Origin of the sequence: Nostoc sp. ChiQUE02 (assembly GCF_034531305.2) — a bacterium.
In the GTDB taxonomy this organism is placed as follows: Bacteria; Cyanobacteriota; Cyanobacteriia; order Cyanobacteriales; family Nostocaceae; genus Nostoc.
On record NZ_JAVRBN020000028.1, the window covers coordinates 81,799 to 91,029 of the forward strand.

General features: G+C 41.6%; 7 protein-coding genes. 6 read left to right on the forward strand and 1 reads right to left on the reverse strand.

All coding sequences use genetic code 11. The annotated features are described in order from the left end of the window. Positions 1 to 100 precede the first annotated feature (100 nt). Positions 101 to 1,846 (reverse strand): DUF4157 domain-containing protein, encoded by a 1,746-nt coding sequence (locus tag RM347_RS24725; protein WP_322718511.1) that lies wholly within the window; start codon positions 1,844 to 1,846, stop codon positions 101 to 103. 191 nt (positions 1,847 to 2,037) lie between these two features. Here RM347_RS24725 and RM347_RS24730 point away from each other — a divergent pair, with 191 nt between their 5' ends. Genes RM347_RS24730 through RM347_RS24755 form a run of 6 tightly spaced genes read left to right on the forward strand, consistent with a single transcriptional unit; the run spans position 2,038 to position 8,920 of the window. Then, the gene (locus tag RM347_RS24730) at positions 2,038 to 2,277 is read left to right on the forward strand and encodes a hypothetical protein (RefSeq protein ID WP_322718512.1); all 240 of its coding nucleotides are present in this window, start codon (positions 2,038 to 2,040) and stop codon (positions 2,275 to 2,277) included. After that, the gene (locus tag RM347_RS24735) at positions 2,277 to 2,801 is read left to right on the forward strand and encodes a phage tail protein (RefSeq protein ID WP_322718513.1); all 525 of its coding nucleotides are present in this window, start codon (positions 2,277 to 2,279) and stop codon (positions 2,799 to 2,801) included. The genes RM347_RS24730 and RM347_RS24735 overlap by 1 nt, the downstream gene beginning before the upstream one ends. A 23-nt stretch (positions 2,802 to 2,824) precedes the next feature. Continuing rightward, the gene (locus RM347_RS24740; protein ID WP_428850608.1) at positions 2,825 to 6,016 is read left to right on the forward strand and encodes a hypothetical protein; all 3,192 of its coding nucleotides are present in this window, start codon (positions 2,825 to 2,827) and stop codon (positions 6,014 to 6,016) included. Positions 6,017 to 6,054: 38 nt separating this feature from the next. Further along, positions 6,055 to 6,609 carry a hypothetical protein gene (locus tag RM347_RS24745; RefSeq protein ID WP_322719799.1) on the forward strand — a complete coding sequence of 185 codons (555 nt, stop codon included), beginning with the start codon at positions 6,055 to 6,057 and terminating at the stop codon, positions 6,607 to 6,609. A gap of 44 nt (positions 6,610 to 6,653) precedes the next feature. After that, positions 6,654 to 8,387 carry a VgrG-related protein gene (locus RM347_RS24750; protein WP_322719798.1) on the forward strand — a complete coding sequence of 578 codons (1,734 nt, stop codon included), beginning with the start codon at positions 6,654 to 6,656 and terminating at the stop codon, positions 8,385 to 8,387. 35 nt (positions 8,388 to 8,422) lie between these two features. Then, the gene (locus RM347_RS24755; protein ID WP_322719797.1) at positions 8,423 to 8,920 is read left to right on the forward strand and encodes a PAAR domain-containing protein; all 498 of its coding nucleotides are present in this window, start codon (positions 8,423 to 8,425) and stop codon (positions 8,918 to 8,920) included. Positions 8,921 to 9,231 lie beyond the last annotated feature (311 nt).

Sequence of the window (9,231 nt, forward strand, 5' to 3'; positions counted from 1 at the left end):
TTCAAGAGGTGTAGGGTGGGCAAATTCTGATAATTTGACAATTTCATGTCCATTTACTCAACTTAAAAGAGATGCGATCGCACTATGTAGCTCATGGCTATCATTGTAAAGCCGCTATAACCGCAGGTAAAACGTTTTGATCAACATTAACCCGCAGTGATACCGTCGTATCGGCATCTAATGCCGCCTTGTACTGCGCCATCCGCGCCACCCCTGCTGGCGTATTGTCCAACATGTTTTGGTTGAATTCTGCCAATGTCGTCGGTCCGGGAATGATTGGTTGAATCGACACTCCTCCCACTGCAATTAGGGCACCTAGAAATGCCATATGCTCGGGTATTATCACGGGGTCCAGTTCATCTGACAATTTTCCCTTCGTCAACACTTGCGTCTTCTCTCGTTTTAATTTTAAGTAAAACGCTTTCGCCTTCCCCCACCAGCCGCCCAACGCCGACCCTAACAACTCCACCACCGTCTTCAGCGCCACTGCCCCCTGTGGATGCATCTGCACCGATCCTGCCGGTCCGCCCGCCGCTTGGCACGCCTGCATCGCTTGATATATATCCTGTATCGCAGCTAACATGTCGCCTTGGGTCAAACTCACTCCTGGACCACCAACTGCTATATGTGCATCTGCGACGTTGGTATTAGTGTTATAGCTCCCATACACTAATCCGTACTGCCATGATTGCCGCCCGGGGGCAGCGCCTCCATTGAGATTTCTCTGGATTATCTGCTCGGACATCCTGCTTATTCTTACTTCACCGCCTTCCAGTGCTCTATTTAACCCACCTGTCTGCTGCACCACATGAGTTAACTCATGGGCAATCAACTCCTGTCCTCCCCGACTCCCCGGCTCATATGCCCCCTGCCGAAAGAACACATCCTGCCCTGTCGTAAACGCCTTTGCCTGAATCGACTGATTCAACTGGTCTGACCGAGCATCCGTATGCACCCGCACCCCACTAAAATCCGCCCCCATCGCCTGCCCCATAGACCTTTGCAGACCCCCATCTAAGGGCTGTCCACTTCCCCTAGCACCGTTAATGGCAGATGCCAAATCCGTTGAAGCTTCCCCTCCAGCGATCGCTTCCCCACTCTTGAGGGTTGACTTCGCCTGAAGCTCCTCTTTCTTTTCTTCCTGCCGTTGGAGCGCCGTAATCTCAGATTTAGCCTGAAGTTCCTCTGGCTTTTCTTCCTGATGCTGTAGCGACTGCCCTTGAGTCGACTGTGCCGCTGAGGGTGTATTTATCTGTTTTATCACCTGGGATGCCACGTGATCGGCTTCCTGCTCATACTTGTCCCCTGGCTCCCCAATTGTCAACTTTGCCTGTATCGGTTGCACCGGATGATTTTGGGTATTTCTTTCCTTTAACATCAATTCTTCTTCATCCTCTGGCATTTCTTGTCGTTGCAATGTGCTACTGTCCAGAGATTTCATTTGTAATTCTTCCTCTTCCTCTGGCATTTCTTGTCGTTGCACCAAAGGCGTGATGGAATTTGCCAGAGGTTTCATCTGCAATTCTTCTTCTGACTCTGGCAATGCAACTCGATGGATAGACTGGCGATTTACAGGTTGCGCCATTCTTTGCATTACCTGCTGTGCTACGCTATCGGCTTCCTGTTCATAAATGTCTCCAGGCTGGCTAATTGAGAGTTTTGCTTGGGAACGCAGTGGTATGAGATTTATATCGTGAGTAAGTGGTTTATGGAGAGGTTGTATTTCAGGAACCGCTTGGCGTGAAATTGCCGACGACTCCAAACCAAATCCGGGTGTTGGGTGTTTCAGGGATGGGATTGAGAAGCCTGTAGTAGTTTTTTTCTTCCGGCTGACCTGTTCTCTCATTTTCTTATCCTGTTACCCAAGCCGTAGGTAGATGAATATTTTGCTGTTACTAACATTTAGAGTACAGCGATCGCACTTGTAACACAATTCCTCAAAAATCTAAATCCAGGCAAAAACTAAGTTCGACTTTTGGCTACTTTTGATTCTGATGCACTACCTTTAGCCTGGATTCTAGGAGAGTTTTTTTATTTATGGACTCAAATCAACAACAAACTTTTTTCACCTTCGATGGAGATGTTGGCGGTACTGCTGGATATGCAGGGGTTTCGGCGGCATCTGATGCCAGTAAGGCGGCTAAAACGGCAAGTAAATATCTCAACGACTCACGGCTGATGAACCAGCTTACAGAGCAGGTATATAAACTTTTGCTAGAAGACCTGCGATCGCAGCGGGAAAGGCTTGGTAACTATGGTTCTCAAAGGTGGTTGTGATGGCTACAGGCGCTAATAACGGCAACATTACTCACGAATTAAATTATGTCACTACTAATCGTTTCTACGTAGAAATAGACAGTTCTATTGCTGCATCTTTCGCTGAATGTTCAGGATTAAGTGTTCAAATTAAGAAAAATGTTTTTCAGGAAGGTGGTGTTAACGACCAGCAAAGAATTTATTTAGGTCATACAGAATTTGCAGACATAACTCTTAAACGTGGAGTTACCGATCATCCAGGTTTTTGGAACTGGATGAATGCAGTTTTTGATGAAAAAAAGAAAACATCTCGACGCAATGTCAATATTCTGATTTTCAATCAAGCTGGTGAAACGATGATGAGTTGGACTTTGATTGGTGCTATTCCTATAACTTGGAAAACACCTGCACTCCAAGCAGATGGAAAGGCTGTTTCCATTGAAGAATTAACCTTAGCTTATGAAGGTTTACAAGTTGCTAGAGCTACAGGAGGAGGCACTTCTGTACAACGAAATCAAAAAACAGGATATTTCGTTTCTAGTTAATTGGCTATTCATCAACTATAACTATGCAAATTATTCAATCTCCACTAGGAAACAATATTTATCCACTTGGGGCAAGATCATCTTTATCTAATCCTCATACAATTGGATATAGAAAACAGTCCCCTTCTCTGCATTTACGAAATAATTTTATTAGTCATATCCAAACTAAACAACCATTAGTCACATCATCTAAATTTTTCTTGTCTCGTGAACATGAACCGTCTATCCAACCATTAATAGGTTGGGATAGTTGGGATAATCAGGAAATAAATAGTAATTTTTCACCACTTGAGATTGATTCTTTTGATTCAATAGCTCCACCAGAAAATAATAATTTTAATAGTAGCGAATTAGTAAAAAACAGTATTCTAGAGATAATGCCAAATCGTATTATTAACAATACGAGTAATGATGCCTCATCAGAAATAAATCTTAAAGATAAATCTAAATCAAAAAAAACAAATAAATCTCAACAGTCAACAGAAAAAAAGTCAAAGCCGAAATCTAAGGCTAAAAAAGCAGTCACATCAGCAGCTAATAATGTTGCTCAGTTTGTTGATAAAAGTAAAAATCCTATTAATAGAAATGAAGATAGTTTATTAGTATCAGATGAGCCTCTTTCTGTTGAGGATAATTCAGATAACCCCACATTACAAGGGGATATTGCTTCAGATAACGCTACAAGTGATAATGATTATTTTAGTACTATAGCATCTAGCACAACGGCATCTACTTCGCCTAGTGTTGGAAATCCTTCAACTTTGTTAAGGAATATTGCTAACGATGATTTGCAAACAAATTCGGAGATAACATCTAGGTTTTCCAGTATAGACTCATCTGTAACACAAAGCAATTTTCAATCACAAAAAAAAATTGAATTAGACAATGATTTACCTATAAAATTTACTTCTCCTAATAATGAGAAAGAAATATTTACTCCAGCTAGTAACTATATAAACAATGAACAAAAAGTAATTTCTGAAGCATCAGAATCATTTAATATCTCAGATATCCCAGTCAGCCCAACGGCCTCAAAACAGAATAATGAAACATATCAAGCTGCTTCTATAGTTGACAATCACAGTATCGCTTCCCAAACAAATTTAATACAAGCAAAAGAGGTGTTGCCAACCTTAAACTCTTCATCGCAGGAAGAAGAATTACCAAATAATAATAGTAATTTTGAGTCAATTACAGCTATTGAACCAGATTTAATATTAGAAAGCATCGCAAATGATTTTGTCACAGATAATGCTGTCATTGATAATTCTCTGACTTTGTTATCAGCACTTACCTCACCTGATGTTGATGACACACCTACATTAATTCATCCTTCAGCAAATGATGAAAATATCATAGAGACGCATGTTGCAGCACCTAATTCTGAGTCTTCAGTTGCAAAAATTCCTATTACAATACAACAAGAAATTGATTCCAGTCTTTCGAGTGAATTTCCAACTAGTGCGCCTGTTCAGTTAACGCCTACATCAGCCTATATTGAAGACACACCTAGTTTATTTAGAAACTCTGATAGCGATGAACAGTTAGTAACTTCAGAGCTACAGTCTGCTATGACGGTTAATGTCTCAGATATCTCAGCAGTGACTTCACTGCAACATGATAGCAATGTTGAGAATACTACCAGCAAGTCTACAGAAAGTCAGCCTATATTAGCACCATCTGAGATTGTTGAAGAAGCGATATCTAACGACAAGGCGCTTGGCGTCTACGTACCACTTTCCGCCACATCGCCTAAGATTGCTGACGCACCATTAATTATCGCCAAATCATCTGAAATTCCTGAAACACCAACAATTACTGCTACATCTCCTGAGATTGATGAAACACCAACAATTTCCACCGCATCGCCTGAGATTGGTGAAGCACCAGTAGTTAGGGCAACATCGCCTGAGATTGGGGAAACACCAATAATTACTGCAACATCACCTGAGATTGGTGAAGCACAAGTAACTAGCGCTATATCGCCTGAGATTGCAGAAACACCAATAATTACTACTGCATCGCCTGAGATTGGTGAAGCACCAGTAGTTAGGGCAACATCGCCTGAGATTGCGGAAACACCAATAATTACTGCAACATCACCTGAGATTGCTAAAGAAGCAATGTCTAACGACAAGCCGCTAGGCGTCTACGCACCACTTACCACCACATCGCCTGAAATTGGTGAAACTGCGAGTATTTTCAGGAAAATTATTGACAATGAACAAACAGTAGAATCAGAAGATAATCCAACTTCCCCACAAGATGAGGTAAGCACAGCACCTAAAGTTGAGCAAAATGCGATCGCAGAAAATTTGCCAGCACTTAAAGGTTATGCTACTGGTGGTCAGGTTACAGACTCCCATGTTGAAAATCGTCAGCAGATAGCACCCTCGGATACTGTACCTGCAATGCTCACGCCTGGGGAGTTTGTGATTAATACCAGGGATGCACAGAAGAATTTACCTTTACTACATCACATCAACACTGGTGGGACAGCACAGGATATTATCCTTCCAAGTTTACAGACACGCAATCCCACAGAACCAGAAGAAACAACTTCTCCAGAGACTCCGACTAAAGTCGATTCTTTTTCAGACGCTTCATTACAGCTAAAAAGCGCTGAGACTCACTCACCTCAGATATCCAATTCTTTTATTCCTTCTTCCTTGGGGTTGGATATTGGAAAACAGAAGCTTTCGATGCTGAATTCTCCACAACTTAATATTCTCCAAAATGAAACAATTGATGTGGATGAACCTTCACCTCAATACTCATCACCTCCCCTGATTTTCCGAAAAGCAAATCCCACCCCTTCCCAATGGTCAAATACACCTTCTCAATGGTCAAGTGTTGAAGAATTACTAAATGGAAATAATGATGAATTCACTAGCTTCAACTTTAGTGATGTGGAATCTAACAGCCAAAATTATGAATTTTCCCAAGTTTCAGAATCGCCACAAGTTTTTGCTAAACACCTTCCTTCACCTAGAGGTTTTGCTGATGGTGGAGAAGTCGCTACACCAGACATATCTAGAGAAATAGAACCTGTAACTGAGACGATAGAGAGTGCATCCTCGTCTTCTGAGGGAGATGAAAAAGATGATACAGCCGAACTTGAAGCTCTATCACGTGAAATCTATAAAAGATTACGACAACGGATAGAAATTGAGCGAGAGCGTCATGGCGGTTATTCAGGTCGATTACCTTGGTAAATTTATATTCAATAATTAATTTTTGGAGAAAAACTCAAATGGCAAGTCCTGCAATTATTGTTATTCAAAAGCGTCAACCACAACTTGAGAAAGCCAAACTTGTAGCTTATAACGGTGAAGCACCAGATATTGAATTAATGTTTAATCCCACAGATATTAGTTTTGCTCGGACTGTTAAGTGGGAAAGTAAGCAAGGGAATAGAGGAACTACTCTACTTCCGAAAGTAAATTTTTCTGGCGTTGAGCCTTACAAGTTCACACTTAAACAGTTACTCTATGATACTTATGAAACGAAAGAGTCGGTGATGAAAAAGTATATAGATAACATCAAAAAAGGTGTAGAAACCATCAATAGAGCAACTGATAAGCGTCCACCTGTTTACATATTGACATGGGGAACAGAGTATTTTTATTGTGTAATCACGAGTTTAACTTACACATTAAATATGTTTTTGAGTGATGGTACACCAGTCAGGGCGCTGGTAGATATTGCTTTGCAAGAAGTAGATAAAAATAACCTTCCAGGAGGGCGCGAATCTGATTCTAAAGGCGCAAGTCGCAAGGCAAATCCCAAGTTGGGAAAAAATACTTAAATCTTAGGATTGTTGGAATATTTTAATTTTCTAGATTACTACTTATGCCTCCTAAAAAAAGCCTTTATTTAAGCGAACCTAAAATTCAGATAGACGGAAAACCTGCTTCTCCTGAATTAATGAAAGATTTGTTGCAAATCACAGTCGAAGAAAGTCTTCATTTGCCAGCAATGTTTACGCTAGTAATACATAATAGCTATATTCCCACATCTGATCGGCCAGAAAACAAGGCTTGGCGACATGAGCAGTTATTTAAAATTGGCAAAAAAGTTAAGTTGGGTTTTACTTCGAGTACTACTCAAGATAACAATTTTCAAGATGAAGTAGAAAAATTCCTAATTGAAGGCGAAATTACAGCGATGGAAGTTCACTTCAATGAAAAATCTGAAGCTGATATTATTGTTCGCGGTTATGATATTTCCCATCGTCTTCATAGAGGTCGCTATAATCGTTCTTTTTTGAATAAAACTGATAGCGATATCGTCAAAAAAATAGTTAAAGAAGTAGGGATAAGTCCTGGCAATATAGAGCCAACTGGTGAAGTTCATCAGTATGTCTTCCAAGAAAATCAAACTAATATGGAGTTTCTACGGGAAAGGGCTGCCCGGATTGGTTTTGAACTATTTATAACAGAGGAAAAACTAAATTTTTGCAAACCAAAAACTCAGGGAGATTTACCACTAGAATGGCTAGTCGATATTAGTAAATTTAGTACCCGCGTCACCAGTGCTGAACAGGTGAGTTCTGTGGAAGTACGTGCCTGGGACTATACCCAGAAAAGATTGATTAGCGAAACAGCCAAGAAAGAGAAGCAAATAACCGAGACAGGTAATCAGCTAGGAAGTAGTACCAGTAATGCATTTTCCAATCTTAAGTCCCCGAAAATGATTGTTGTAGATAAACCTGTTGCCAGCAAAAAACAAGCAGAGACGATGGCTCAGGCTCTGTGTGATGAACTGGGAGGAGAATTTGTTTATGCAGATGCCAAAGCAGCAGGGAATCCTGAGATTCGTCCAGGACGAGTTGTTAAGCTTCAGGGTATGGGCGATCGCTATAGTGGTAAGTATTATGTTACAGAAACACGCCATTTCTTTAATCAGCGGGTTTATGAAACTGATTTCAGCGTGCGGGGACTACGTTCTGGTAACTTATTCACAACTCTATCTCCAGAAAAACGTCTCCAGCCATCTGAGACTTTATTAGTAGGAATTGTGACTGATAACAAAGACCCACAGGCATGGGGTAGGGTGAAGGTTAAGTTTCCCACGCTCACAGAAGAACATACAAGTGACTGGGCGAGAGTCGTAGCTGTGGGAGCAGGCCCAAATAGAGGTTTTGACTGTTTACCAGAGGTGAATGATGAAGTTTTAGTAGGTTTTGAGCATGGCGATATCCATCGTCCCTACGTTATTGGGGGAGTATGGAATGGCAAGGATGCACCACCGGAAAAGGTAAGGGATTCAGTTGCAAACGGTGTAAGATTACGCACCATTAAAACTCGTGTAGGTCATACTCTACAGTTTGTTGAAGAAGATAAAGGAAGTAGCAAAAAAGGTATTCGTGTAGAAACTGAATACGGTCACAAAATATATCTTAATGACAGTCAAAGGTGTATAGAGATTGAAACCAAAGGCGGTCATAGAATCAAAATGGATGATATGGCTAAATCTGTTTCAGTGAAATCAACAGGTAATATGTCATTAGATGCTGCTGGAAATATAGACATTTCAGCCAACGGTACGATTACAGTCAAAGGTGCGTTGATTCGACTTAATTAATTCGTAATTTGTAATAAACACAATAGGAGGTTGTGATGGGTAGACCAGCAGCAAGAATTACCGACAATGTGGCGCACCCCTTACCCCCAGTCTTAACAGGAGGGCCGGGTAGTCCTAATGTGTTGATTGGGTCTTTACCTGCATGGCGGGGTGTACTTGCAGCAGCAGTACCAGGTTTGCAGTCTGCCAAAACAACTTCTGATGCAGCTATCCAAGCGGCTGAGGCTGCTACCTTAGCGGCGGCTGGTACACCAGGGGCACCTGCTGCCTTAGCCGCCGAACAAACTACAAAAGCAACATCAGCAGCTACTATGGGTAGTGCGATCGCTGCTGCTGCTGCTGGTGCTGATATTCATAATTGCGCCACACCTTTACCCTTACCTCCTCACGGGCCTGGGGTTGTGATTGACGGTAGTCAGACAGTGCTGATTAACAATCTGCCTGCTTCTCGGATGGGCGACACTGTTTTAGAAGCATTGGGACCACCGAATAAAATTATCAAAGGTAATCCCACTGTCTTAATTGGCGGCTGATTAGAGAAGTAGGAAGTAGAGGACATCAGGGAGGGGAGAGTGCAACTTTACTCATCCATTTCATATCACATTCGCTTGAGCGATCGCATCCTTAGATTGAACCGTATAGCGATAAGAGCGGTTTATGCAATCTCCTCGCAGGTCAGCGCATAAAAGCTTTTATTCCAGATGAAGGATACCACCATCCTTGGATCGTTTGGCTTTTTGAAATTGGCGTGTGGGATGGACAATCATTTATAGCGGTTCTCGCTTGAGTGAAATACAAAATGTGGGAGGATGAACAAAGTCAACAGCAAAGTGCATCTAGCATG